We start from the raw sequence: 24484 nt of genomic DNA on the forward strand, positions 1-24484 counted from the left end.
CGTGCGCGCCCGCATCAGCCACCGAGCAGCAGGTACGCGCCGAGGACACCGACCGTGCCGACGACCCCGGTGCCGAGTGCGATCACGCGGCCGACCGACGACCGGGCGGTGACCACCCCGACGGCCAGGAGCAGCACGCCGACCACGATCTCGACGACCCAGGTGACCGGTCCGGTCGTGGCCACCACATGCAGCAGTGCCCGGGTCCCCTCGCCGATCAGGATCGCGGCGGTGACCCCGAACGCGCCGGCACGCCAGCGGGCGTCACCGGACCGGACGAACACGGCGACCGCACCGGCGAGCAGCCCGGCCGGGATCCCGAGCAGCACCCACGGGTTCGTCAGCGACAGGAAGTCGGGGTACCCGCGCAGGTTCGTCGTCGCCCAGTAGCCGACGTGCATGAGCTCGAGCAGGACGACACCGAGCACCATCGCGAGCGGCAGGGCGAGCCGGCCGGCACGCGCCCCGGCGCCGATGCAGAGCGCCACGGCGACCACGAACCAGGGGCCGGCGGAGTTGGCGACCGAGGACAGCGCGGGCACCGACTGCCCGAACGACGTGAGCACACCGGCGAGCAACGCACCGCTCAGCGCCATCGTGACGCGCACCAGGGCGGGCACGGCGGGGCAGGGCTCGGACGAGGACGACGCGCCAGACGCAGCAGCGGCCGGAGCACCGGCGGACAGGGTCGCGTTCATGGCATCAGCATCGCGTCGACCGCCGCCGCGCGCATCACCCCGTGGAGCGAGAAGGGCACCAGACCCTCACCCCAGAGGATGACCCTCACACCACCGCGGCGAGCGATCCCCGGACCCCGGCGGACTCCCCACCGACCCGGGCCCACGCGCGCTCCAGCACGTCCACCAGACGTCCCCGATCGGCCGGCGCCATCGTGAACGGCACCCGCAGGAACCGTTCGAAACCGCCGTCCGGGCCGAACACCCCGCCGGACGCCAGCACCACGCCCTCGGACCTCGCGGCCAGCACGAGCGCACTCGACACCGGCCGTCCGAGGCCCACCCACGTCGTCAGCCCACCCGCCGGGGACGGCACGTCCCAGTCCGGGAGCCGTGCCCTGAGCGCGCCCACGACGTCGTCGCGACCCTGGCGCAGGGACTCGCGCCGTGCCTCCAGGACAACTGCCGTGCGTGGGACCAGCTCCCGCGCGACCAGCTGGTCGAGGACGGGGGTGCCGAGATCGCCCGTCGGGCGGGCGGCGAGCAGCCGCTGCAGGAGCGCCGGTGCGGCGCGGATCCAGCCGATCCGCAGCCCGCCCCAGAAGACCTTGTCGGCCGACCCGATCATCACCACCGACGACCCCGACGGGTCCGCTGCTGCCAACGGCAGCGACGGCGAACCGTCGATCCGCAGCTCGCCCATCGTCTCGTCCGCGATGACCGTCGTGCCGACCGAGGCGGCGACCGACAGCAGGAGCTGGCGGGTCGGTGCGGACATGGTCGCACCGGTCGGGTTGTGGAGCTCGGGCATGACGTAGGCGACGGCCGGGGCGGTCCGACGCAGCGTCGTCTCGAGCGCGGCGGCGTCCCAACCGGTCCGCGCGTCGACGGGGACGCCGACGAGCCGGCCGCCGGCCTCGCGGAACGCCTCGTGGGCGTGTGGGTAGGTCGGCGACTCGACGAGCACGGCGTCACCGCGGCGGACGAGCACGCGCGCGAGCAGGGCGATGGCGTGCTGCGCGCCGATCGTCACGATCACTTGGGACGGGTCGGTCGGCAGTCCACGCTCGGTGTACCGGTCGGCGATCGCAGCGCGGAGGCCGGGGTCGCCGACGGTGTCGTACCCGATGCCGGCGAGCGCCGCGGGCACGTGCCGCATCGCCCGCTCGACGGCCTCGGCCACTCCGGGAGCCGAGTGCATCGCGGCCTTCCGCAGGTCGAGCAGTTCGTCGTCGACCACACCGCCGAGCCGTTCCGGGTCCGGCCGACCGATGAGCGACGCCGGCAGGTGGACCACGCTGCCGGAGCCACGGACCGACACGACGAACCCGTCGGACCGCAGTCGTGCGTACGCGTTCGCCACCGTGGTGCGGGAGACACCGAGGGCGACGGCGAGCCCGCGCTCGGCCGGCAGTCGCACGCCCTGCGCGACCCGGCCGTCGATGACGAGCACGCGGATGGCGTCGGACAGCGCCTCGTAGGCCGGTGCATCGGTGCCGTCGCGCCAGTCGGTGAGCAGCAGGGCAGCGGAACGGGCACTCAACAGCACGGGGGTCATGGGTCCACGGTAGCGTGATTGGCTCTCGACCAGCAGTCCAATTAGGCGGGACGATCTCCCCATGCCCCGCAGCACCGCCCTCACGTTCCGCTTCGTCCAGCTCTTCGTCGGCCTGTTCCTCTACGGCGCCTCGACCGCGCTGCAGGTCCGCGCGGTCGTCGGCGTCTCGTCGTGGACCGTCCTGACGCAGGGGCTCGAGAACGTGGTGCCGTGGTCGTTCGGTGTGATCACGGTCGTGTCGAGCGGCGTCATCCTGCTGCTCTGGATCCCGTTGCGGCAGAAACCGGGCATCGGCACGCTGCTGAACGCCCTGGCGATCGGCCCGAGCGCCGACCTGGTGCTCTGGCTCGTGCCGGAGCCGTCCGGCCTGCTCGCGCGGATCGCCCTGTTCGCCGCGGGCCTGGTGCTGCTCGCCGTCGCGACCGCGTTCTACATCGGCGCGGGGTTCGGCACCGGTGCCCGCGACGGCCTGATGGTGGGGCTGCACGAACGCCTCGGCTGGCCGCTCTGGCTCGCACGCACCCTGGTCGAGGTGTCGGTCGTCATCGTCGGGTGGATCCTCGGCGGCAACGTCGGCGCCGGCACCGTGATCGCGGCGTTCGCGATCGGCCCGATGGTCCAGCCACTCATGCCGTTCTTCCGGCGGTTCCCGTGGAGCCCCGAGCGGCGGGACGTCGGTGCGACTCCCGAACCGCGCGCCCCGGGTGTGCAGCGCGTGCGCTCGGAGCTGCCCAGCTGACCGACGCGGTGGGGGCCGACCGCCTCTGCACGCTCTTCCGGCCAGGCCCGGCCCGGCCCGGCTCGGCTCGTCACGTCACCGGTCCATCAGTGGACGGCTTCGAACGTCACGTCGTGGTGCCGGAGCGCGGCGAACCGGCGACCCGGGTAGCGAAGCCCGCCGAAGTACATGTTCGTGTGCGCGACGATCTGCTCACCGGTGATGACGACACCGTCGTGCTCCGCATCCGTCGTGGTGTGCGCGTCCGACACCAGGGTCACGTCGAACCCGCGCACAGCGGCAGCCTGCGTGGTCGTCCGGACGCAGTAGTCGCTCTGTGCCCCTGCGACCACCAGGTGCCGCACACCGAGTGATTGCAGCACCGCCGCCAGGTCCGTCTCCGTGAACGAGTCCCGGTACTCCTTCTGCACGAGCGGCTCGTCGGGTCGACGAACGAGCGGCGCAGCCAGTTGCCAGTCGTCGCTGCCCTCGGCGAAGTCGCCGTGGTCCTGCACCCAGACGACGGGCACACCGCTCGAGCGCGCCCGATCGACGAGCTGTGCGGTCCGCAGGAGCACGTCTGCGCTGTCGAAGCAGTCGCGCACGACACCGTGTTGCAGGTCGATGACGAGGAGCGCGGTGTCGGCTGGCATGGCGCAATCCTCGCAGCAAGTGGCCGTCGACCGGTCGAGTGGGTCGGGGTTCGGTGGTTGGGGGTCGGTGGTCGTCGTGCCGGAGGCGAACTTGAGCGCGGCGACGTCAGATCTCGACGGTTGCGATCTCCACTTCGGTGCGGACGAAGCGCAGTCCGTGCGCGGCCATCGCCTCGACCGCGAGTTCGTGCACGTCGTGTGCGACCTGGCGCGCGATGCTGCCCGCTGCCGTCCCGATCGCGACCCGCACGACTCCGTCGCGGACCTCGACTCGCGACGCGCCCTCCCCTCGCGCTGCCACGGACCGCAGTACCGCCGACGCCGTGGAGAGTGGGTACACACGGGACACGGTCCGCAGAGCCAGGATGCGCCGTTCGATGTCCGTCTCCGCTGCGAGCGCATGCGCCATACGTGAGTTCCCTTCCTGCTCGAGGTCGGCCCGGCCGCCGTGCGATCCGCATGGCCAGCACGCCCGACCGACACCTGAGTGAGTCGGCGCAGCGTCGATCGTCACGCGGAACGGAGTGCGAGCGAGCTGTGCGCGCGGAGTACTGCGCGCGTGGAGGACGGAGTGCTGGCAGCGGATGCGCCCGCGCACGAGGCTGGCACCCGACAGACGTCCCCGCCGAGTCGCGTGACGTTCTGGGGGCTGCGCACTCACCCTGTGTGGCGCCGAGATCCACCGCTCCGACCTGGTGGAGCCGTGCTCGTGTGGCGCCACGAGCACGCTCACCGCAGGAACCCGAGAACCCGAATGCACCATCACACTGCTGCCCAGCGTCGCCGACGCGGGGCGCTCATCACCGCGACCACGATGGCTGCGGCCGCTGCCGTTGCCGGAGGCGTCGCTGCCGGGTTGCCGGCATCGGCAGCCGACGGCTACACCACGAACGCCTCCATCGACGAGCTGCACTTCACGTCCGAAACCGTGACCTCGGGCAGCTCCGCTGAGCTGTCCGGAACGTGGTCGCTGCCGGACGACCCGGCGACACCAGCGGGCTTCGTCATCGACCTTCCCGAAGCGCTCCAGGGCCGCTCCGACGGCTTCCCTTTGCTCGCCCCCGGCGGCTCGGCCATGGGGCGGTGCACCGTCACGGCGACGCAGCTGGACTGCGCCATCGACAGCGACTACATCGCAGCACATCCGAACGATCTGCACGGATCGTTCTCGTTCTGGGTCACGGTGCAGACCCAGAACGACGCGGCGACGTCGACGACGTACGAGGTCGGTGGACAAGCGGTGACGATCAGTGTCGAGCCCGCGCCGTCGAACCCGGGTACCGGCGTGTGCACCGTGGGCTGCGACTTCACCGGCCGCACCAGCGGCAAGTGGGGGAACTACGACGCCGCGAACGGCGTGATCGAGTGGGTCGTCGTGGTCGGCTCCGGCGCCGACGGCATGACCGGTGGACAACGCGTGAGCGTCACCGACCGCCCCGGGGCGAACCAGGAGCTCATCACGAGCTTCGGCCAGTACCAGTTCCCGACGCTCTGGCAGACGAACCGGAAGAACACCGGAGCCGACGGACGCGAGGGCCTCACCGGGTGGGCTCCGGCGCCCCGTGATGCGTACACGAGCTCTGCAGGGACCGTCGCCTTCACGACGCAGCAGGGGTACTTCTACGACGTGCACTTCGCCACGAAGGTCACCGACGGCGGGCTTGCCGGAACCTACACGAACCGAGCGACGATCACCATCGACGGTGGTGACTCCACCCCGGTCACCAGCGCCGTGGTGCACCAGGGCGGCGGCGGAACGGGGTCGGGTGCCACTCCCACCCCGACACCGACACCGACACCGACACCGACACCGACACCGACACCGACACCGACTGTGACCCCGACGGCGCCGACCCCCGAGCCGTCCCGGTCGCCCGTGCCGACCGACTCGACGGCTCCGACGGGAACCCCGAGCCCCGTGTCCCCGTCGGCGCATCCGGCCACACCGAACTCGCCGGTGACGCCGACGGCTCCCCCGACACCCGTCGGGGCCGCGGTCGACACCGGCGGCACCACCATCGACCGCCCACTGCCGTGGACGTCCATCGGGTTGGTCGGGGCCGGCGCCGTGACACTGCTCGTCCTGCTCGGTGGGTGGTACTCCCGAGCACGGCGTGCCGACCGCTGACACAGCGACCGGCACCCCCGAGACGGCTCCGCTCCCCATCCCTGGAGTGCGGCGGAGCCCCACGCCGGATCGTCATCCCTAGCTGACGAACCGGCGTGTGGGCCGGTGGCATGCACCCGAAGCATCCACCGGCCCACTGTTCACCGCTCACCCGGATCGGAAGGCTCGAACGTGCGGAACCCACACCGTCACCGACGGAGCTGGCCGCCGCTGCTGATGGTCGCAGCAGCAGCGCTGGCGGCAGCGATGCTGACCGCTGGAGTCGGCGGCATCGTCACCGGCCTCGGCTCGGACCCCTCGTCCTCTGCCCACGACATGCGCGGTGATCCGGTGCGCCTCGAGACAACCGACGGCACGGTCCCGAGCGCGCGTTCGACACCCAGCGGATCTGGACGGCTGCGCGTGGCATCCGTCGGCCTGGACGTTCCGATCGGTTCGCTGGATGCTGTCGGCGGGCGGATCACCCCACCCGGCTTCGCCTCCGCCTACCTCGTGCGGAACATGGGCGTCACCCCGGACGACGCAGCCGCAGGAACGGTGTTCGTCGTCATGCACTCGTTGCGCGGTGGCGGCGTCGCACCCGGCAACTCCCTGACCGATGTCGATCGTGCACGCAGTCGGGTGGCGGTCGGCGCGGCCGTCTCGGTCGCCGGCGTCGACTACACCGTGACGGATGCGCTCCTGGTCGACAAGGACCGGATCGCCCGCGATGCGGACGTGTGGCACGATGTGCCCAACCGGCTGCTGCTCATCACCTGTCTGCAACAGCCGGACGGGTCGCCCTCGACGCAGAACCTCGTCATCGCAGCCACACGAACCTGATCAGAACGCGCGCTCGCCGAGCTCGCGACGGGGTGTTGCAGCACGATCGCGTGATGAAATCGTCGATGCGCACTCGTGGTCAAGAGGTGGCGTGTTCGGTCTGGGGGAGCACGCCGTCGGATCAGCAGCCCCCGGGAGCGAGGAGGCGGACACGTGCCTGTTGCCCCAGACGTCATCGGCGATGCCGCACTGATCAGTTCGGTCCGCGCAGGCGACCAGTCCGCGGTCGCAACGCTGTGGCAGCGCCACCACCGCGCGGCGGTCCTCCACGCGCACGGACTCGTCGGCGCATCCGATGCCGAAGACGTCGTCTCCGAGGCGTTCACGAGCGTCATCGGAGCCATCGTCCGTGGAAAGGGACCGGAGGAGCTCTTCCGCCCGTACCTGTACACGGTGATCCGCAACCTCGCCGGCGCCGAGTTCCGCAGGCGAGCCCTCCACGCTGACAGCGAGGTCGACTTCGACACGTTCGAGGACGACGCGGTGGACGCTGCAGCCCAGATGGCGCACGCAGCGGACCGCTCGACGTTGGGGCGGGCGTTCCGGTCGCTGCCCGAACGGTGGCAGAGCGTGCTGTGGTACCTCGACGTCGAGCAGATGCGGCCTCGGCACATCGCCCCGTTGGTCGACTTGAAACCAGGAGCCGTGTCGTCCCTGGCGTACCGGGCACGACAGGCACTCCGCGCGGCGTGGGTCCAGGAACACCTGGCGCTGGAGAGCCTGTCCGAGGAGTGCAGGCGACACCTCGCCGGATTCGGCGCCTACGAAGCAGGGACGCTCGCCGCTCGAGACCGCCGTCGCCTCGAGGAACACATCCGGGGATGCCCGAACTGCCCGCCGGTCGTGGAGGACGCCAGACGCCTCGCGGCGAGGATCGCCGCCGCCGTCCTCCCGACCGTCGGCGGCCTCGCTGCCGCACGAGCAGCGTCCACTGCCCCACCGACCTCCGCAGCATCCGCCGCCCCCGCACGCCGACTCACCGGTCCCCGACGAGTCGGAGCAGTGGTCGCGATCGTGGCCGGCGGCACGGCCGTCGCCGTGGCCATCGCGGTCGCCGTCACCGCTCCCGTGGTGGACGGCGAGCAGGCCAGCCCGGCCACGTCGCACGCTCCTGCGACTCCTGCGACTCCTGCGACTCCTGCGCCTCCCGCCGCTCCGCAGACCGTCCCCGTCGTACCGCCACACACCACGCTCCCCCGGATCACCCCACCGACTCCTGGCGGGCCGGTCGTCACGGCCGTGGAGCTGACCACCACCGAGCAGCCTCGTTCCGATGTGCAGGAGACCGCCGCGACGCCCCTGATACCGAAGCCGACGCCGGTGCCGGTGCCGGAGCCGCCGGTCGAGTCCCCTCCTGCTGGAACGCCCACCACCCCGGTCACTCCCACGCCCCGTTCGGCATCCCCCGTGCCGACGAGCAGCAGCCTGCTCGTCGCCGACCTCGTCGTCGACGTCTCCGGCTCCGCGAGTCCGGACAGTCGCATCGTGCTGCAGACCAGCGACGGAACAGTCGACACCACCACGGACGCGGCCGGACGGTGGAGCGCCCGGCTGCAGTTCGCAGCCGACGGCGTCCACCGGGTCACGGTCACCGCGACCGCTCCCGGTCACACCGTGTCCGCCCCCGCGACGATGTGGATCACCGTCGACACGACTGCGCCGGCAGCACCGACGATCGCCACCACCTGGAGTGACACCGACACCGCCGCGCCGGAGTTCGCCGGTACGGCAGAACCCGGCAGCACGATCGCGATCTCCGCCACCGGACAATCGCTCGCGGCCGAGACCGTCACCGGAGCAGACGGCACGTGGCGGGCAACGCTGCCGGGTCTCCTGCCGACAGCGTCGGGCGTGCACGCCACCGCGACCGACACCGCCGGCAACACGTCCGCGTCGACCGCCAGCACCCCCTTCGCGTTCGTCCCCACCATCACCGATCCGAACGACGGCGACATCGTGCCGTGGGGGCCGATCCCCGTCACGATCCGGGGATGGGCGGGAAGCACCGTCGCCGTCAGCGTCGACGGCACCCTGATCGGCACGGTCACGATCGGCAGCGACCAGCGGTTCAGCGGCCACATCCGCACCGGCGTCCAGGGCGGGCTCCCGCCAGGGACCCACGCGCTCACCGTCGCCTACACCGACGGCGCCAGCACGACCGTGACGATCACCGTCGTCGGCTGAACCGACGTCACGCCGGTACCGTCTCCACATGACCGACGACGTCCGGAACATCACCACCGCTCTCGCGACCATCTCCGAACACTGGCAGCCCCACCGGTTGACGAGCATCAACGACTACGACGTCAAGGTCGTGAAGTTGCAGGGTGCGTTCGTCTGGCACACACACCCCGACACCGACGAGCTGTTCCTCGTCCTCAGCGGCGAGCTCACCATCCAGCTACGGGACCGTGACGTCGTGCTCGGACCGAACGACGTGTTCGTCGTCCCTCGTGGCGTGGAGCACTGCCCGAGGGCTGCGGGAGAAGTCGAGGCGCTGCTCTTCGAGCCGCAGGGCACGGTGAACACAGGCGACGCCGGCGGAGACATGACCAGCCAGCTCCGCGAGATCGACGGGGTCTAGTCCACGCCTGCACGGACGATCGGCTCTCGAGACCGCCGGAGCGCCGTCGATGGTCGCGGATCAGCCCTGCCCCTGGTCGGTGAGGCGCCACCCATCGCCGGTCTCGGTGTAGCAGAAGTTCCACTCCCGCTTGCCGTTCATCGGTTCCTGCTCGCCGGAGGCCTTGCTCGTGACGGTCGTCGCGACGCAGGTCTCCTTCCTGTTCCCAGGATTGAACGGAACGACCTCGGCTTTGCTGGCAACCGTGTAGGACTGCAGCGTCGGGTTCGTGCACCACGCCCACGTTCTGCTGCGCGTGAGTGCCTTCGTGACATCACACTGCTTCGCTTTCGCGGCGGCCAGGTAGACCTTGGTCAGCGCCACGGGACCCGTCGATCTCGGCGGGAGCTCGGGCGAACTGCAGGCCGACAGCGCCCCGAGGACAGCCCAGATGTCCCCAGCCGCAGCGCCGACGGCGGCTACAGCGCTGCGAAGCCCGTGCGCCAGCTGGAGTACCGGGGCGCGAAGCCGTGCCTCCGGGCACGGTCGTTGAGGACGGGGCGCCCCGCATCACCCGAGTGCTGGACAGCGGGCATCGGCGCGCCGAGCGCATCAGCGAACGCTGGCACCCATTCGGTCCCGGGCGCAGGCTCGTCGTCGACGATGTTCCACAGCCCTGCCGGCCATCCGAGTGCCTGTACGACGGCTGCAGCGGCGTCGTCGACGTGCACGAACGACGTCACGGTCTCCGTGGCGGGCAGCGCAGCAGCTCGGGCAGCCGCAGCGAACCGGCCCTCCCGCGAGTACCAGGTGCCCGGGCCGTAGAGCTGTCCGAAGCGCAGCACCACGCTCTCGGGGATCTCGCGGACGGCGGATTCGAGTTCACGGACGGCACGGACGGTCGTCCGTCGAGGCTCCGGCGCATCGACGTCGAGCGGGTCGTCCTCGCTCGCCGGGAGCGTCGCGGACCGGTAGACCCACGAGATGCTCTGTCCGATGACCCGGGTCACGCCTGCCGCACGCGCCGCGTCGACCAGGTTCCGGGTGCCCTCGGATCGGAGCCGTGCGTTGCTCGCCGAGTCTCCGGTGCCGAGGTCGGTCATCAGGTGCACGACCACGTCGGGTGCAGCGGTCGACACGGCTGCGACCGTGGAATCACGGTCGAGGGCGTCCAGGACCAGGCCGTCCGCCCCGAGGCCGCGCAGCGACTGTGCCTTCTCGGCGGATCGCGACGTGGCGATCACCGCATGCCCCAGACCGATCACCTTCGGGATGACCGCTCGACCGAGGACCCCGGACCCGCCAGCAACCAGTACACGCATGCAGCAATGATCCCAGGACCACCGCGAGCCCCTTGCGGAGCCACGAGTCGCGATATAACGTGACTTCCACAGACGCGATACATCGCGACTTCGAGGAGGCAACATGGCGCAGGAGAAGTGGCTCGTCGACGAGCCCAAGGTCATCGACACCGGCATCGTCCGCACACTCCGTGTCGGACTCGTCGGTGGTCAGGTGGACGTCGTGGCACACGACGAACCCACCGCACGGGTCGAGGTCCACAGCGTGTCCGGCAAGCAGCTGAAGATCGAGGTCGACGGCGACACGCTCACCGTCGACCACCCGCAGATCCGCTGGGACGACCCCATCGGGTTCCTCAAGTCGTTTCGCGGCAAGGCCCACGCGGACGTCAGCATCCTGGTCCCCCGTGACGCCGCCGTCACGCTCGGTGTCGTCTCGGCCGGCGCCCTGCTGTCCGGCACGAACCGTGGTGCGATGCTCAACACGGTGTCCGGCGACATCGTCGTCGACGGCGTCGCCGGTGACGTCACGGTCAACGCCGTCTCGGGCGCGACGACCATCCGCGAGCTCGACGGCGCCCTGACGGTGCACACCGTCTCCGGTGACGTCGTGGCCACGGGCGAGATCCCGCGGTTCCAGGCGGACGGCGTCTCGGCCGACGTCGTGCTCGACCTGCACGGGGTGCCGGAGTCGGCGCGCGTCAACACGGTGTCCGGTGGCGTGAGCGTCCGGCTCGAGGACGGCGTCGCCTACCAGTGCACCGTCAGCACCGCGACCGGCAAGCTGCAGTTCGACGACGCCGAGATCCGCGGCGTGCGCGGCTCGTACGTCAAGCAGGGCGGCGAGCTGTCCGGCCAGTGGCTGGACCTGCGCGTGAACTCGGTCTCCGGCGACATCTCGGTGCTGCACGCCCCGCCGGTCGCCGAGGAGCACTCGGCGCCGACCGCGGCGCCGACGACCCCGGCCGCGCCGACGACCCCGGCCGCACCGACTGCCCCGGCCGCACCGACCACCCCGGCCGCACCGGCCGCGCCGACCAACGAGAGCGAGGTGCCCGAATGAGCCCCGTCTTCGCCCACGGCCACCTCCGCCTGTACCTGCTCGTGCTGCTGGCGGACCACCCGATGCACGGCTACGAGCTCATCCAGGCGCTCGGCGACCGGTTCGGCGGCACCTACGTGCCGAGCGCCGGCACCGTGTACCCGCGGCTCGCGAAGCTCGAAGACGACGGTCTCGTCTCGAAGACCGCCGACGGCCGCAAGACGGTCTACGCGATCACCGAGGCCGGCCGCACCGAACTCGCGGCCCGTGCCGACGAGATCGCCGCGGTCGAGTCCGGCGTCGCCGACTCGGTGAAGTCCCTGGCCGACGGCGTCCGCGCCTCGGTCGGCGAGGTGATGCGCTCCCTCCGTGCCGACCTCGCCGCCTCGGCGGAGAGCCCCGGCACCGGCACGCACGAGGACCCCGTCTCGGTCCCCTCGGAGAGTGCCCGCGCCCTGCGCGAGCTCGAGATGGCGCTGTCGTCGTTCCGGCAGCAGGTCCGCGCGGACCTGCGCCGCCGTGCGACCCGCGGCACGCTCCGCGCGGACACCGTGACGCGTCTGCGTGACGGCCTGGAGGCCCTGCGCAAGTCGCTCTGACTGCCGTCGGCCGACAGGCGGTCGCGACCCGTGCCTCCCGGCCGTCCGTCGCGCCCCGCGCGTCGCGCCACCCACGGAACCAGGTTCCGGACACAGCACCACGCCGCTGCGTGGTGTCGTGACCGGAACCTGGTTCCGTCACGTCACGGGGGCGAACCCGTCCAACGCGGCGGCCACCGTCAGACGCTCACCGTGCTCGATCCGGGCGACGGTGGTCCGAACGGCTGCGAGCTGCCGGGCGAGCCGGTCCCGCTCACGCTCGAGGCCGACGACGTGCGCGGCGAGCGCCGACGCGTCATCCGGCTCGGTGTGGAGCCGCCGGCCGATCTCGGGCAGGCCGAGGCCCGCGCTGCGAAGCAGCAGGATCCGCTGCAGTCGGACGAGCGCCCGGTCGTCGTAGCGACGCAGTCCGCCCGCACCGACGGCCGTTGCCGGCAGCAGCCCGATCGCGTCGTAGTGCCGCAGCGTGCGGCTCGACACCCCAGCGGATCGCGCCACGTCGACGATGCCGTGGGGCGCTTTCGCAGCTGGGCTGACGATGTCTGACGGATCGCTCATGCAGCTCACCGTAGAGGTTGACGTGGCGTCAACCACAGGCGGTGTTCGGGAACCAGCACCGACAGCGCTCGGCGGAACGGGAATGACCACCCGGGCACCCGTGTTGACTCCCGCCCGGAACTGAGTAGGTTTGCCGCTCGTGACGAACGAGATCCGGTCGCTGAAAGCGCGGCTGATCGGGGATCCCCTCCCCTCTGAGAAGCTCGAAGGACAGCTCCTCCCGAAGCACCTGGCCCTGCCGATCTTCGCGAGTGACCCGCTGTCCTCTGTCGCGTACGCGCCGCAGGAACTGCTGATGATCCTGCTGCTCGGCGGCATGTCGTTCCTGACGTTCGCGCCGTGGGTCGCCGCGCTCGTCGTGCTGCTGCTCGTGGTGGTCGTCGCGTCCTACCGGCAGCTCATCAAGGCGTACCCGTCCGGCGGCGGCGACTACGAGGTCGCGCACCGGAACCTCGGCGAGAAGGCCGGCCTGGTCGTCGCGAGCGCGCTGCTCGTCGACTACGTGATGACCGTCGCGGTGTCGGTGGCGTCCGGTGTGGACAACATCATCTCGGCGCTGCCGATGCTGAACGACTTCCGGGTCGAGCTGGCGCTGCTCTTCGTCGTCCTGCTGGCGGCCGCGAACCTGCGCGGGGTGCGAGAGTCGAGCAAGGCGTTCGCCATCCCCACCTACTTGTTCGTGGCGTCGGTGTTCGTCATGGTCGTCACCGGACTGGTCCGCGTCGCCGCCGGGCACGCACCGGTCGCCGAGTCCGCCGCGTACACGATCGACAACGTGGAGCACACGACGCAGGCGGCGTTCATCCTGCTGCTGCTCCGGGCGTTCGCGTCCGGCTGCTCGGCCCTCACCGGCGTCGAGGCGATCGCGAACGGCGTGCAGGCCTTCCGCCGCCCGAAGATCAAGAACGCGCAGGCGACCCTGGTGGCGATGGGCGGCATCGCGATCGTCCTGTTCATCGGGCTGATCACCCTGGCGCTGGTGTCCCGCGTGCACTACGCCGAGCGCGCCTGTGACCTGCAGGGGTTCGCGAACTGCGCGACCACCCCGCAGCGCTCCCTCATCGCCCAGATCGCGGCGGCCACGTTCGGCGACAACTCGGTGCTGTTCTTCGTCATCCAGGCGACGACCGCGGCGGTGCTGCTGCTGGCCGCGAACACGGCGTTCAACGGCTTCCCGCTGCTCGGCTCGATCTTGGCCCGCGACTCCTACGCCCCCAAGGCCCTGTCGACCCGCGGCGACCGGCTCATCTACTCGAACGGCGTCATCGTCCTGGCGCTCGTCGCCGCAGCACTGCTCGTGGTCTACCGGGCGAACGTCACGAGCCTCATCCAGCTCTACATCATCGGTGTGTTCGTGTCGTTCACCCTGGGGCAGACGGGCATGGTCGTGCACTGGACGCGGCTGCTGCGGGCGGACCGCGCAGGTGCCGGCGCGGTCCCCGGCACCGGGGACACGCCCGTCAACCGCGGGCAGGTGCTGCGCTCGCGCACCATCAACGCCATCGGCGCCACGTTCACCCTGGTCGTCCTGGTCATCGTCACCATCACGAAGTTCACGCACGGCGCCTGGCTCGTCTTCCTGATCATGCCGATCCTGTACGTGCTGATGCTCGGCGTGAACCGGTACTACCGCGACGTCTCGCACGAGATCGAGGCCGACGTCGAGACCGAGTTCGGCGCCACCGGCGACCACGCCATCGTGCTGGTGAACAAGCTGCAGAAGCCCGTGCTCAAGGCGCTCGACTACGCGATCGCCGCCGAGCACGCCAGCTGCGAGGCCGTCCACGTCGCGATCGACGACGCCGACGCCCAGCACCTGCGCGACCAGTGGGCCGAGTACGGCATCCGGATCCCGCTGACGATCGTGCCGAGCCCGTACCGCGACATCTCGATGCCGCTCATCAAGTACATCAAGACGCACCGGCTCGAGCACGGCTCCGAGGTCGTGACCGTCTACACGCCGATCTTCATCGTCGGCCACTGGTGGGAGGGCCTGCTCCACAACCACCGCGGCCGTCGCATCCGCAAGAAGCTCCTGCTCGTGCACGGCGTCACGGTCGCGCTGGTGCCGTGGCTGCTCGACTCGTCCGAGCTGCTCTACGGTCGCCGGTCACGTCCGCTGCCTGGTCAGGAACGCCGCGGCGAGCCCGTGCGGCCGCCGCTCCGCCGATCCGTCGCGGGCACGGCCGGGGCGCCGGTCGACGGTGCCGTCGACGACCGCCTGGCCCGTTCCGCAGAGCGCAACAGCCTGCAGCCGCGTCGGGCGACGCGTCCGGCCGGCCCCGCCGAGGGCGTCGACCCCGCGTTGTGCACCGGCGAGCTGCACGCGCTCGTGCCGAGTCCTCCGCGCCGGGGCGACGGGTCGTAGGTACCCGTCGGGGGTCGCGTGTCGCCGTACGTCAGCACGGGTCGTCGGGTTCTGTCGGGGCCGCGTGTCGCCGTGCGTCGGCACGCGTCGTAGCATCTGACGTCATGACGATCACCGACCTGCGGACGTTCGCCACGTTCGACGGCCACGGCGGCAAGGTGTCGAAGCGCGTCGAGGTCCTGGACCACGAGCCCGCCGCCGGCAGCCCCCACGAGGGACTCGTCGCCGTGCGCGGCGAACACCCCCTGGGCGCGCTCGACGAGCGTGCGGCCGACGAGTCGGCAGCGCTGTCGCGCGGCGTCCCCAGCATCGGCTGGGTGGACCCGTCGACCCTGCGGGACTGGTACCGCCCGGACCGCGTCGTCATCACCCGGCTCGAAGCACGGCAGTCCGGCATCGAGCCGGGTCTGTACGCCGATTCACGCGGTCGCGGACGGGTCCGGATCGACGGCCTGGAGGCACGGATCGCCCCCGATGGTCGGCCCGCGTTCCGCGCACTGGCCGGCTCCGACGACGCGCCGGTGGTCGACGTCCCCCTGCCGACGGACCAGGCGGTGCGGCTGGTGGCGGTCGCCGAGGTCGACGAGGGGCTCGAGGTCGTGACCGCGCCCGTGTCCCCGTTCGTGCAGCCCGGCGAGTACGCGGCGTACGACGACGACGTGCCAGGCCTGCCCCCGCGGCCGTCCAGCGGTCGCGTCGTGGTGTCCGCGACCCTGCTGCTCGAGGGCTCGCAGCACGAGGTCGAGCGGATCGACGAGCAGGCCGCGACGATCTGGGTGCACCGCGACGGACGTGTGGTGCCGATCGCCACGAGTGCCGTGGGTCCGGACCTGGTGCGGTACTCGACCGTCCCGGCCTGATGCAGGGCCCGGGCAGCGGGGATCGGCCAGCGGGGGACACCGGGCTGCGTGGGGCGTCGGAGGTGCGGCGTAGCGTCGCCGGCATGAGTGATGCAGAACAGACCCTCGGCGGGCCCCGTCCGGACCCCTCCACCGACGCGAGCAAGGACCCGGAGCAGTGGGTCACCGGCGACGAGCCGATGACGGGCCCGCAGCGCAGCTACCTGGACACCCTCGCCCGCGAAGCCGGCGAGGAGATCTCCGCCGACCTCACCAAGGCCGAGGCGTCCGAGCACATCGACCGCCTGCAGCAGCAGACGGGCCGCGGCACCGATTCCTGAGAGCCGGTCCGCCCTTCGGCGGACCGCTGTCTGGGCATGCTCTGGGCATGTTCTGACGAAGCGCAGCCAGACCGCTGGTCAGTGCGGGTCGGTGACGCGTCAACGGCTACGGTCGGGGCCATGCGAACGACATCGACCTCCATCGGCCTGACCGCGCTCCGCATCGTCCTCGGGGTGGTGTTCATCGCCCACGGCGCGCAGAAGTTCGCCCAGGGCATCCCGAACGTCGCCCAGGGCTTCTCCGGCATGGGCGTCCCGCTCGCCGACGTCGCAGCACCCCTGGTGGCCGGCCTCGAGCTCGTCGGCGGCGTCCTGCTCGTGCTCGGCGTCGCGACCCGTGTCGTGGGTGTGCTGCTCGCCGTCGACATGGTCGTCGCCGGGCTGCTCGCGCACGCGACCGCCGGGTTCTTCTCGCAGGACGGCGGGTTCGAGTACGTGCTCGTCCTGGCCGTCGGGTCGCTGGTCGTGGCGCTGACCGGCCCGGGTCGGTTCTCGCTCGACGCCGTGTTCCTGGCGGCGGCGCGCCGTCGTCGCGGGGTGCAGGAGCCCCTCCCCGCCTGACTCGCGGTGCGTGCCGCGGTGGCTTGTAACGTGCGAGCTTCCGTACTCGGTGCGTGCCCGTGTGGCTCGCACGGTGTCCGGGACCTCGCACCGTTCGCGCGGCACCTCGCACGGTGCGAGGTTGACCAGCTCACGCGGCGGTGAGCACGTCCATCACCTGGCGAGCGATGACCCGACCGGCCCGGTTCGCGCCGATCGTCGACGCCTGCGGCCCGTAGCCCGCCAGGAACAACCGTGGTTCGTCGACCGACCGACCGTCCTCGACCACCACACCGCCCGCCGTGGTCCGCAGGCGCAAGGGCGCCAGGTGCCGAAGGTCGGGCCGGAACCCGGTCGCCCAGAGGACGGCATCGGCGTGCACATGGGTGCCGTCGGTCGTGACCACGCCGGTCTCGTCCATCCGCGCGAACATCGGCTGGTCACGCAGGACCCCGCGGTCGATGCCCGCGCGGATCCTCCGCGAGACCGGCACGCCGGTGCCGCTCACGATGCTCGGCAGGACCTCGCCGGCACGGGCTGCCCGGTCCTGCTCGTCCACCGCAGCGACCGCCGACTCGACGTCGAGCGAGGCCGTGCCCGCCCACACCATCGGGCGCCGGGTGAACCAGTGCGTCGACCGGGCGACACCGTCGAGCTCGAGCAGGAATCCGATGGCACTCGTCCCGCCACCGATCACGACGACGTCCTGCCGGGCGAACTCCGCGGCGCTCCGGTACTCGGTCGTGTCGAGCTGTCGTCCGCGGAACGCGCCTCGGCCCGGGTACCAGGGTACGAACGGTGTCCCCCAGGTGCCCGAGGCGTTCACGACGACGTCGGCTCGGATCCGGGTCTCGACGCCGTCTGCTGATCGGGTCGTGACGCACAGGGCACCGTCCGTGGTGCGCGAGACCGACGACACCGCAACGGGGCGCCGGACCCGCAGGTCGTAGTGCTGCTCGAACCGCCGGTAGTACTCCCCGACGACGTCCCGGGCGGGCCGTGACCGGTCGGCGTCGTCGAACTGCAGCCCCATCGCCCGCATCCCCGGCAGGTCGTGCACACGGTGCGCCGCGCCGAGCCGCAGCGCCTCCCAGCGGAACTGCCACGCTCCCCCGGTGCTCGGCGCACGGTCGAGGATCACCAGATCGGTGCCGGGCACGAGTCCGAGCCGCCGCAGGTGGTATCCCACCGACAGTCCGGCCTGCCCCGCACCGATCACGACCACGCGGGCGTGCTGGTCGACTGGGTCCTCGTGGGGTTCGGTCATCACTTCGATTCTCCTGTGCGCGGAGCCGTCGCGGCGACGTCCAGATCGAGGTACATGGTAGAGTGATCGGCAGATTTCAAACCACGAACCGTCTGGTTCCCCGAGTGATCTTCCGTCATTCGCCAGGACCGGACCAGAGCCGAACGAGGGGGTCACGCATGGGGCGCGGCCGTCAAAAGGCGAAGCACACCAAGGTTGCCCGTGAGCTGAAGTACTTCAGCCCGCAGACGAACTACGGTGCACTCGAGCAGGAGCTCTCCGCCGGACAACACTCCGATGACGATCTCGTCGACCGCTGGGCGGACCAGTACGGTCCTGAAGCAGCCGACGACGCTGACGAGTTCGAGACCGAAGCGGACCAGAACAAGTCCGCCTGACCTTCGTCGCCGTCACGCCGCGCACCTCCGGGTAGCGCGGCGTTTCTGCGTGCCCGGACAGCGGCTACCGGGGGAGCACGAACTGCCGCCCGGATCGCATCCGAGCGGCAGTTCGTGCGGCCCCGAAGTCAGGCCGCGTAGCTCCCGACGAGCCGCACGGCCCCGCCGTCCACGCCCTTGGCACCCTGCTCGAAACCGGTCAGGTCACGCGCGGACGTCGCGATCGTGCCGACCGGCCACGCGGGCAGCCCCGCCACGCCGAGCGATTCGATGACGTCGACCGCGGCACTCGCCGACACGACGGCGAACATGCCGATGCCCAGGTTCCAGGTGCCCTCGGTGTCCTCGATCGGCGTCCCCGCCATCGACGCCAGCACGCGGAAGACGGGCAGCGGCTGCCAGGTCGAGCGGTCGACCTCGATCCACGAGCCGACGGGCAGCACGCGCGCCAGGTTCGCCGCGATGCCGCCACCGGTCACGTGCGACAGGGAGTGCACGGCGCCGGGCTGCTGCGCGATCAGGTCGAGCAGCGGTGTCGTGTACAGGCGGGTCGGCTCGAGCAGCGCCTCGCCCACCGAGACCGAGCCGCCGAACTCCGGGCCGGAGAGATCCGGCAGCTGGTCGGTGAAGCCGACCCCGCGCGACGCCAGGATATGCCGGACGAGCGAGTACCCGTTCGAGTGCAACCCCGACGACTCGATCGCGAGCACGACGTCGCCGTCCTGCACCAGGTGGGCGCCCAGCTGCGAACCGGCCTCGACGACACCCGTCGCGGCGCCGGCCACGTCGTAGTCGTCCGGCCCGAGCAGCCCCGGGTGCTCGGCGGTCTCGCCACCGACCAGCGCGGTGCCCGTCTCCGAGCAGCCGCGCGCGATGCCGGCGACGATGTCCGCGATCCGCCCGGGCACGACGCGGCCGCAGGCGATGTAGTCGGTCATGAACAGCGGCTTCGCGCCGACCACGACGATGTCGTCGACGACCATGCCGACCAGGTCCTGCCCGATGGTGTCGTGCTTGTCGATCGCCTGGGCGATGGCGACCTTGGTGCCGACGCCGTCGGTCGAGGTCGCGAGCAGGGGGTGTGAGAAGTCCTTCAGGAACGAGACGTCGTAGAGTCCGGCGAAGCCGCCGACGCCGCCCAGCACGTGGCTGTTGTGCGTCGCCGCGACTGCGGACTTCATGAGTTCGACGGCCAGGTCACCGGCGGCGGTGTCCACTCCGGCTTCGGCGTACGGGTTGGGCATGCTGAGTCCTTCGCGGTGACATGGCAGACTTGTTCGGTACCCCCCGATTCTACGGTCTGGAGCACACCCGCGAATGTGCGGCATCGTCGGCCTCGTTGCACAGGGCCCCGCCAACCAATCCATCTACGACGCACTGCTCCTCCTGCAGCACCGCGGGCAGGACTCGACGGGCATCGCCACGGTCGAGGGTCACGTGCACCACATGCACAAGACCCGCGGTCACGTGCGGGAGTCGTTCCGAACCCGCGACATGCGCGCCCTGCTCGGCACCATGGGCCTCGGTCACGTGCGCTACGCGACCAAGGGCGCGGCGAGCAACGAGGAAGAAGCGCAGCCGTTCTACGTGAACGCGCCGTACGGCATCGTCCTCGTGCACAACGGCAACCTCACCAACACACGGGAACTGACGCGTGAACTGTTCGACATCGACCGTCGGCACCTGAACACGACGAGCGACACCGAGCTCCTGGTGAACGTGCTGGCGCACGAACTGCAGGGACAGGTCCGCGGCACCGACCTCGACCCCGGGCAGGTCTTCGACGCCGTCGAGCGCGTGCACGAGCGGGTCGAGGGCTCGTACGCCACGATCGCCACGATCGCGGGCCACGGGCTGCTGGCCTTCCGCGACCCGTTCGGCATCCGGCCGCTCATCCTCGGGCACAAGTTCGACGAGGCCGGCCAGCCCGAGTGGGTCGTCGCGAGCGAGTCCCTGGTGCTCGAGTCCGGCGGCTACGAGATCGTCCGCGACGTCGCTCCGGGCGAGGCGGTCTTCATCGAGATGAACGGGCAGATGCACGCCCGCCAGTGCGCGAAGAACCCGCGGCTCGTGCCGTGCTCGTTCGAGTACGTGTACCTGGCCCGTCCCGACTCGGTCATGAACGGCATCTCGGTCTACGACGCCCGCCTGCGCCTCGGCAACCGCCTGGCGGACACGATCGAGCAGTACGCACCGACCGGTGACATCGACGTCGTGATGCCGATCCCGGACTCGAGCCGTCCTGCGGCCATGCAGGTCGCACGGAAGCTCGGCATCGAGTACCGCGAGGGCTTCTACAAGAACCGCTACGTCGGCCGGACCTTCATCATGCCGGGCCAGGCGGAGCGCAAGCGGTCCGTCCGGCAGAAGCTCAACGCGATGTCGTCCGAGTTCAAGGGCAAGAACATCCTGATCGTCGACGACTCGATCGTGCGCGGCACGACGAGCAAGGAGATCGTGGAGATGGCCCGCGCGGCCGGTGCGAACGAGGTCACCTTCACGAGCGCCGCTCCCCCGGTCCGGTTCCCGCACGTCTACGGCATCAACATGCCGACGCGCGACGAGCTCATCGCGCACGACCGCAAGATCCCCGAGATCAACAAGGTGCTCGGCAGCGACCACCTGATCTACCAGGAGATCGGCGACATGCGGGACGCCATCATCGAGGGCTCCGACGTGACCGACCTCGAGATGAGCTGCTTCACGGGCGAGTACGTCACGGGCACCGTGAGCCCGGAGTACCTGTCCTGGGTCGAGGCGAACCAGCTCAGCTAGGTCGCGTCCGAGACGCACCCACCTGACAGACGGGAGGCCCGTGGCGGTGTCGCCACGGGCCTCCCGTCTCGAAGCGGTTGCGGCTACGGCCGCTGGTCGCCGTGGTCGTCGATCTCGCCCTCGACCGTCTCGGGCGGCAGCTCGACCTCGACGCGCTCTGCCGTCAGGCGGGCCGCACGCCGGGCGAAGACCCGGTCGAACACGACCGCGACGACCGCGCCGACGAAGGCGCCGATCGTGACGCCCCACAGGCTGAAGTAGCCGACCAGGCTGCCGAAGCTCGACTCTTCCTGCTGGCCACCGAGGTTCATGGTCAACGAGACGACGATGAGCGTCGCGATGAACCCGAGCACGGCGCCGCCGACGATGAACACCCCGAACTTCGGTGCACGACGGATCGTGACCTCGTCAGAGGTGGAGACGGCGTTCGGCGCAGGGGCCGGGACCGGCTGGTCGTCGGGTCGATCGGTGGTGCTCACGGACCCATTGTCCCCCACTGTGGGACGTCCTCCGGCCTGTGCGCGCAGTCGGTTCCGGGAGAGGATGGTTCCCTACCGGTTGGTATCCCACGGGGCAGGAGGTGACACGGATGCGAGAACGGACCGTACGGGGACGGAGTCGTACCCCGAACGCCCCGGCGCGCGTGACGTGGCCGGTCATGCAGCGCGGTGAAGAGGACCGCGCGGTCGCCGTCGTCGCAGAGCACCGGTGGAGCGTCGCGCTCGTCGGCGCACCGGGACTCGGCAAGAGCACCGTCGCGGCGCGTGTCACCGACCGCGTCGCGGGACGTGACGGCTCCGGCCGCACCGTCGTCGTGCCGATCACCGCCGTCGCCGCCAGCCGGTCGATGCCCTTCGGTGCGGTCGCCGACCGCTTCGGCGAGCTGCCGGCCACCCTCACGGAGCTGTCCGACGACTCCGGAGCCGAACAGCGCCTCCGCGCGATCGCCGACCTGGCGGACCGCGACGTCCTGTTGCGCGTCGACGACGCCGACCACCTCGACGCGATCTCCGCGCGCTACGTGGCGTGGCTCGTCCGGCACCAGGGCGCACGGCTCGTACTGACCTGCCGTGACTTCTCCGCACTGCCGGAACCGCTCCGGGCGCTGTGGCAGGACGACCTGCTCGAACGGATCGACCTCGAGCCGCTCAGCCTGCACGAGACCGGGGCGCTGGTGGCCGAGGCGCTCGGGTCGCAGCTCGAGAACGCCTCGGTCGAACGGGTGCACCGCGCGACCGCCGGCAACCCGCTGTACCTGCGCGAGGTCGTCCGGGCGGCGCGCACCTCCGGCGCCCTCGAGCACACGGCGTCCGGGTGGTACTGGCGGGGTCGGGTGACCGCGTCGAACAGCCTGGCCGACATGTACCGGACCGAGCTCGGATCCCTGCCGGAGGACCTGCGCGACGTCGTCGACATCGTGGCGTTGGCCGACCCGATCCCCCTGGCCCGGCTGCTCGGCCTGGTGAGCGGCGGGGACGTCGACCGCGTCGTCACCCTCGGCCTGGTCCGGATCGAGTCCCTCGACGACGGCGCCGCGGTCGCACGGCCCCAGCACCCGCTCGTCGGCGACGTCATCCGCGCCCTGGTTCCGGTCGCCCGCCGCACGACGCTCTTCGCCCGCGCGAACGCGTTCCGCGCCGACACCGAAGAGGGCGCTCCGCCCGCCGCACGGCTCCGGTCGGCGCTCTGGGCGCTCGACTGCGGTGTCGTACCACCGGTCGAGCAGCTGCTCGACGCGGCGCAGGTCGCCGTCCGACTGCAGGAGCACGACAGCGCGATCGCCCTGGGTTCCGCGGCGCTCCGCAGGACCCTGCACCCGGCCGAGCAGGTCGCAGCCCGCTGCCTGCGGTCCCTGGCGTACTCGTACACGGCCGGGCGCGAGGCCGGTCGCGCCGATGCCGAGGCGGCGTGGGCCGTCGCGCGGTCGAGTCCCGGCGAGGTGGGCGACGCCTTCGTGGTCGAAGCCTGCGAGATCCTCGCCAACATCCGGCAGTTCCACGACGACGACGTCTTGGCCGCGGTCGCCCTGACCGACGTGGCCGCGCGCCTGGTGTCGGGTGAGGCCGTCGAGCGGCTCCGGCTGTTGCGGCTCGCACACCTCGGCTGGGGTGGGCGGTTCGACGAGGTCCGGGCGGAGCTCGAGCGCAGTGGGATCGTGCACGCCCCGACGATCCCGTTCGCCTTCCTCAGCGTCGCCCCGTGCGCGATCATGGCGCTCGCCACGGCCGGTCGGCTCGACGATGCCTCGGCGCTCGGGCGTCGTGCCCTGGCCACCGCGGTCGAGCACCTGGAGGACGCCCCGTGGAGCGTCGGCGAGATCGTGTCCGTCCTGCACCAGGTGCAGGTCTGGCGGGGCGACCTGGCCGACCTGCTCACCGAGGTGCCGGTCCGACCCTCCAACCCGTTCCTGAAGTACGACTTCACGCTCGAGCTGATCGGGGACGGCAACCTCGCCATCGGTCAGCGACGCTGGGACGACGCGATCGCCGCGTTCTCGGCCGCGTGCGAGCGGTACGACGTGATGGACCACGGTGGCTTCGCGGCCTACCCGTGGGCGCGCCTCGCGATGGCGTACGCGTACGCCGGCCGCACCGAGGACGCCACGCGTGCTCTCGACCGGGCACGGAACACCCCGCCGCGGGCGATGCGGATCACCGGTGAGCAGCTGGCCGTGACCATCGCCTGGACCGAGGCGGTGCTCGGCAACCCCGCGGGGCTGCGGCACGCCGACGACATCATCGATCGCGGGACGGCGCGCGGCGCGTGGACGCACGTCATGTACGCGCAGACGCTGCACTACACGATGGACATGCTGAACGGACGCGAGACGGGGGCCTCGCTCGCGCGGATGCACGACGCGGCGGCCCGGGTCGAGGGACCGCTCGCCGCGGCCATCGTCGAGTACGCGGACGCCCTGGACGCGGGCGACCGCACGCGGGTGATCGCCGCCCAGGGGGTGCTCGCCTCGCACGGCATGGCGGTCACCGCCGGTCGTCCGAAGCCGCCGCTGACGAACCGCGAGTACCAGGTGGCCGAACGCGCGGCCCAGGGGCTGAGCAACCGGCTCATCGCCGAGGAGCTCGGACTCTCCACGCGCACCATCGACGCGCACCTGTCGCGGGTCTTCGCCAAGTGGGACCTGCACGCGCGTTCGGAGCTCGCCGAACTCTTCTGAGGGCGCGCTTGACGCAAGAACGTTGCGCATTGCAGCACGACGCGCCGCAGCGATTGACACGTTGTGTGGAACATCGCGTACCTTTGTCCCTGTCGCCGGGTTCGGACCCGTTCGGGTCGGGTCCGAATCCCGGCGACTTCAAGCGTAGCCAGCCGCTTCATGCGCTCGCATCGGTAGGCACTA

Annotated in this window: 24 protein-coding genes; 14 read left to right on the forward strand and 10 right to left on the reverse strand. The window is 71.1% G+C overall.

The window, feature by feature from the left end; translation table 11 throughout:
* Positions 1-14 precede the first annotated feature (14 nt).
* Both ITJ59_RS00465 and ITJ59_RS00470 read right to left on the reverse strand, forming a co-directional pair.
* Positions 15-698, reverse strand: coding sequence for a DUF6518 family protein (locus ITJ59_RS00465; protein ID WP_194649143.1), 684 nt, complete (start codon positions 696-698; stop codon positions 15-17).
* Between the two features lie 85 nt (positions 699-783).
* Positions 784-2235 carry a PLP-dependent aminotransferase family protein gene (locus ITJ59_RS00470; RefSeq protein ID WP_194649144.1) on the reverse strand — a complete coding sequence of 484 codons (1452 nt, stop codon included), beginning with the start codon at positions 2233-2235 and terminating at the stop codon, positions 784-786.
* Positions 2236-2296: 61 nt separating this feature from the next.
* On the opposite strand from ITJ59_RS00470, the gene ITJ59_RS00475 reads away from it, so the two are divergent.
* Positions 2297-2974 carry a YczE/YyaS/YitT family protein gene (locus ITJ59_RS00475; RefSeq protein WP_194649145.1) on the forward strand — a complete coding sequence of 226 codons (678 nt, stop codon included), beginning with the start codon at positions 2297-2299 and terminating at the stop codon, positions 2972-2974.
* Positions 2975-3060: 86 nt separating this feature from the next.
* On the opposite strand, the gene ITJ59_RS00480 is transcribed toward ITJ59_RS00475, so the two are convergent.
* Both ITJ59_RS00480 and ITJ59_RS00485 read right to left on the reverse strand, forming a co-directional pair.
* Positions 3061-3606, reverse strand: coding sequence for a cysteine hydrolase family protein (locus ITJ59_RS00480; protein WP_194649146.1), 546 nt, complete (start codon positions 3604-3606; stop codon positions 3061-3063).
* Positions 3607-3712: 106 nt separating this feature from the next.
* Positions 3713-4015: a hypothetical protein gene (locus ITJ59_RS00485; RefSeq protein ID WP_194649147.1), complete on the reverse strand. Its 303-nt coding sequence runs from the start codon at positions 4013-4015 to the stop codon at positions 3713-3715.
* A 345-nt stretch (positions 4016-4360) separates the two neighbouring features.
* On the opposite strand from ITJ59_RS00485, the gene ITJ59_RS00490 reads away from it, so the two are divergent.
* The 4 genes from ITJ59_RS00490 (at position 4361) to ITJ59_RS00505 (ending at position 9140) form a co-directional block, all read left to right on the forward strand.
* Positions 4361-5734, forward strand: a complete 1374-nt coding sequence (locus ITJ59_RS00490; protein WP_194649148.1) for a hypothetical protein — start codon at positions 4361-4363, stop codon at positions 5732-5734.
* 171 nt (positions 5735-5905) lie between these two features.
* Positions 5906-6556: a class F sortase gene (locus tag ITJ59_RS00495; RefSeq protein ID WP_323749351.1), complete on the forward strand. Its 651-nt coding sequence runs from the start codon at positions 5906-5908 to the stop codon at positions 6554-6556.
* 153 nt (positions 6557-6709) lie between these two features.
* Positions 6710-8740 (forward strand): sigma-70 family RNA polymerase sigma factor, encoded by a 2031-nt coding sequence (locus tag ITJ59_RS00500; protein ID WP_194649149.1) that lies wholly within the window; start codon positions 6710-6712, stop codon positions 8738-8740.
* A gap of 28 nt (positions 8741-8768) precedes the next feature.
* Positions 8769-9140 (forward strand): cupin domain-containing protein, encoded by a 372-nt coding sequence (locus tag ITJ59_RS00505; protein ID WP_194649150.1) that lies wholly within the window; start codon positions 8769-8771, stop codon positions 9138-9140.
* A gap of 60 nt (positions 9141-9200) precedes the next feature.
* Here the strand turns inward: ITJ59_RS00505 and ITJ59_RS00510 are convergent, their stop codons facing one another.
* Both ITJ59_RS00510 and ITJ59_RS00515 read right to left on the reverse strand, forming a co-directional pair.
* Positions 9201-9503 carry a hypothetical protein gene (locus ITJ59_RS00510; protein WP_194649151.1) on the reverse strand — a complete coding sequence of 101 codons (303 nt, stop codon included), beginning with the start codon at positions 9501-9503 and terminating at the stop codon, positions 9201-9203.
* A 95-nt stretch (positions 9504-9598) separates the two neighbouring features.
* Positions 9599-10441 (reverse strand): NAD-dependent epimerase/dehydratase family protein, encoded by an 843-nt coding sequence (locus ITJ59_RS00515; RefSeq protein ID WP_194649152.1) that lies wholly within the window; start codon positions 10439-10441, stop codon positions 9599-9601.
* Positions 10442-10544: 103 nt separating this feature from the next.
* Here ITJ59_RS00515 and ITJ59_RS00520 point away from each other — a divergent pair, with 103 nt between their 5' ends.
* Together ITJ59_RS00520 and ITJ59_RS00525 are read left to right on the forward strand one after the other, a co-directional pair.
* Positions 10545-11483 (forward strand): DUF4097 family beta strand repeat-containing protein, encoded by a 939-nt coding sequence (locus ITJ59_RS00520; RefSeq protein WP_194649153.1) that lies wholly within the window; start codon positions 10545-10547, stop codon positions 11481-11483.
* A complete protein-coding gene (locus ITJ59_RS00525; protein WP_194649154.1) occupies positions 11480-12061 on the forward strand; it encodes a PadR family transcriptional regulator in 582 nt (193 codons plus the stop codon). Before ITJ59_RS00520 ends, ITJ59_RS00525 begins: the two co-directional genes overlap by 4 nt.
* Positions 12062-12199: 138 nt before the next feature.
* On the opposite strand, the gene ITJ59_RS00530 is transcribed toward ITJ59_RS00525, so the two are convergent.
* Positions 12200-12619, reverse strand: a complete 420-nt coding sequence (locus ITJ59_RS00530; protein WP_194649155.1) for a MerR family transcriptional regulator — start codon at positions 12617-12619, stop codon at positions 12200-12202.
* A 130-nt stretch (positions 12620-12749) separates the two neighbouring features.
* Between ITJ59_RS00530 and ITJ59_RS00535 the strand changes: the two genes are divergently transcribed.
* From ITJ59_RS00535 to ITJ59_RS00550, 4 genes are all read left to right on the forward strand, one after another.
* A complete protein-coding gene (locus ITJ59_RS00535) occupies positions 12750-14987 on the forward strand; it encodes an APC family permease (RefSeq protein WP_194649156.1) in 2238 nt (745 codons plus the stop codon).
* 104 nt (positions 14988-15091) lie between these two features.
* Positions 15092-15847: a hypothetical protein gene (locus ITJ59_RS00540; protein ID WP_194649157.1), complete on the forward strand. Its 756-nt coding sequence runs from the start codon at positions 15092-15094 to the stop codon at positions 15845-15847.
* An 83-nt stretch (positions 15848-15930) separates the two neighbouring features.
* Positions 15931-16167, forward strand: a complete 237-nt coding sequence (locus tag ITJ59_RS00545; protein ID WP_194649158.1) for a DUF3072 domain-containing protein — start codon at positions 15931-15933, stop codon at positions 16165-16167.
* A gap of 120 nt (positions 16168-16287) precedes the next feature.
* Positions 16288-16728: a DoxX family protein gene (locus tag ITJ59_RS00550; RefSeq protein WP_194649159.1), complete on the forward strand. Its 441-nt coding sequence runs from the start codon at positions 16288-16290 to the stop codon at positions 16726-16728.
* Between the two features lie 130 nt (positions 16729-16858).
* On the opposite strand, the gene ITJ59_RS00555 is transcribed toward ITJ59_RS00550, so the two are convergent.
* Positions 16859-17974, reverse strand: coding sequence for an NAD(P)-binding domain-containing protein (locus ITJ59_RS00555; RefSeq protein WP_194649160.1), 1116 nt, complete (start codon positions 17972-17974; stop codon positions 16859-16861).
* Between the two features lie 158 nt (positions 17975-18132).
* Here ITJ59_RS00555 and ITJ59_RS00560 point away from each other — a divergent pair, with 158 nt between their 5' ends.
* Entirely contained in the window at positions 18133-18351 is a 219-nt protein-coding gene (locus ITJ59_RS00560) for a DUF3073 domain-containing protein (RefSeq protein ID WP_123310266.1), read from the forward strand.
* A gap of 128 nt (positions 18352-18479) precedes the next feature.
* Here ITJ59_RS00560 and purM read toward each other — a convergent pair whose 3' ends face one another.
* A complete protein-coding gene (gene purM, locus ITJ59_RS00565; protein WP_194649161.1) occupies positions 18480-19595 on the reverse strand; it encodes a phosphoribosylformylglycinamidine cyclo-ligase in 1116 nt (371 codons plus the stop codon).
* Between the two features lie 73 nt (positions 19596-19668).
* Between purM and purF the strand changes: the two genes are divergently transcribed.
* Positions 19669-21126, forward strand: a complete 1458-nt coding sequence (purF, locus tag ITJ59_RS00570; RefSeq protein WP_194649162.1) for an amidophosphoribosyltransferase — start codon at positions 19669-19671, stop codon at positions 21124-21126.
* An 83-nt stretch (positions 21127-21209) separates the two neighbouring features.
* Here the strand turns inward: purF and ITJ59_RS00575 are convergent, their stop codons facing one another.
* The gene (locus ITJ59_RS00575) at positions 21210-21605 is read right to left on the reverse strand and encodes a hypothetical protein (RefSeq protein WP_194649163.1); all 396 of its coding nucleotides are present in this window, start codon (positions 21603-21605) and stop codon (positions 21210-21212) included.
* A 179-nt stretch (positions 21606-21784) separates the two neighbouring features.
* Here ITJ59_RS00575 and ITJ59_RS00580 point away from each other — a divergent pair, with 179 nt between their 5' ends.
* Positions 21785-24301: a LuxR C-terminal-related transcriptional regulator gene (locus ITJ59_RS00580; protein ID WP_194649164.1), complete on the forward strand. Its 2517-nt coding sequence runs from the start codon at positions 21785-21787 to the stop codon at positions 24299-24301.
* Positions 24302-24484 lie beyond the last annotated feature (183 nt).

The sequence above is a fragment of the Curtobacterium sp. VKM Ac-1393 genome, assembly GCF_015350995.1.
GTDB lineage: Bacteria > Actinomycetota > Actinomycetes > Actinomycetales > Microbacteriaceae > Curtobacterium.

Bases quoted from the DNA above. Each gene is read 5' to 3' on its own strand.
- ITJ59_RS00550 (WP_194649159.1), top strand. From the start codon at position 16,288: ATGCGAACGACATCGACCTCCATCGGCCTGACCGCGCTCCGCATCGTC.
- purF (WP_194649162.1), top strand. From the start codon at position 19,669: ATGTGCGGCATCGTCGGCCTCGTTGCACAGGGCCCCGCCAACCAATCC.
- ITJ59_RS00465 (WP_194649143.1), bottom strand. From the start codon at position 698: ATGAACGCGACCCTGTCCGCCGGTGCTCCGGCCGCTGCTGCGTCTGGC.
- ITJ59_RS00545 (WP_194649158.1), top strand. From the start codon at position 15,931: ATGAGTGATGCAGAACAGACCCTCGGCGGGCCCCGTCCGGACCCCTCC.
- ITJ59_RS00525 (WP_194649154.1), top strand. From the start codon at position 11,480: ATGAGCCCCGTCTTCGCCCACGGCCACCTCCGCCTGTACCTGCTCGTG.
- ITJ59_RS00475 (WP_194649145.1), top strand. From the start codon at position 2,297: ATGCCCCGCAGCACCGCCCTCACGTTCCGCTTCGTCCAGCTCTTCGTC.
- ITJ59_RS00515 (WP_194649152.1), bottom strand. From the start codon at position 10,441: ATGCGTGTACTGGTTGCTGGCGGGTCCGGGGTCCTCGGTCGAGCGGTC.
- ITJ59_RS00505 (WP_194649150.1), top strand. From the start codon at position 8,769: ATGACCGACGACGTCCGGAACATCACCACCGCTCTCGCGACCATCTCC.
- ITJ59_RS00580 (WP_194649164.1), top strand. From the start codon at position 21,785: ATGCAGCGCGGTGAAGAGGACCGCGCGGTCGCCGTCGTCGCAGAGCAC.
- ITJ59_RS00485 (WP_194649147.1), bottom strand. From the start codon at position 4,015: ATGGCGCATGCGCTCGCAGCGGAGACGGACATCGAACGGCGCATCCTG.
- ITJ59_RS00470 (WP_194649144.1), bottom strand. From the start codon at position 2,235: ATGACCCCCGTGCTGTTGAGTGCCCGTTCCGCTGCCCTGCTGCTCACC.
- ITJ59_RS00540 (WP_194649157.1), top strand. From the start codon at position 15,092: ATGACGATCACCGACCTGCGGACGTTCGCCACGTTCGACGGCCACGGC.
- ITJ59_RS00560 (WP_123310266.1), top strand. From the start codon at position 18,133: ATGGGGCGCGGCCGTCAAAAGGCGAAGCACACCAAGGTTGCCCGTGAG.
- ITJ59_RS00490 (WP_194649148.1), top strand. From the start codon at position 4,361: ATGCACCATCACACTGCTGCCCAGCGTCGCCGACGCGGGGCGCTCATC.
- ITJ59_RS00520 (WP_194649153.1), top strand. From the start codon at position 10,545: ATGGCGCAGGAGAAGTGGCTCGTCGACGAGCCCAAGGTCATCGACACC.
- ITJ59_RS00480 (WP_194649146.1), bottom strand. From the start codon at position 3,606: ATGCCAGCCGACACCGCGCTCCTCGTCATCGACCTGCAACACGGTGTC.
- ITJ59_RS00530 (WP_194649155.1), bottom strand. From the start codon at position 12,619: ATGAGCGATCCGTCAGACATCGTCAGCCCAGCTGCGAAAGCGCCCCAC.
- purM (WP_194649161.1), bottom strand. From the start codon at position 19,595: ATGCCCAACCCGTACGCCGAAGCCGGAGTGGACACCGCCGCCGGTGAC.
- ITJ59_RS00555 (WP_194649160.1), bottom strand. From the start codon at position 17,974: ATGACCGAACCCCACGAGGACCCAGTCGACCAGCACGCCCGCGTGGTC.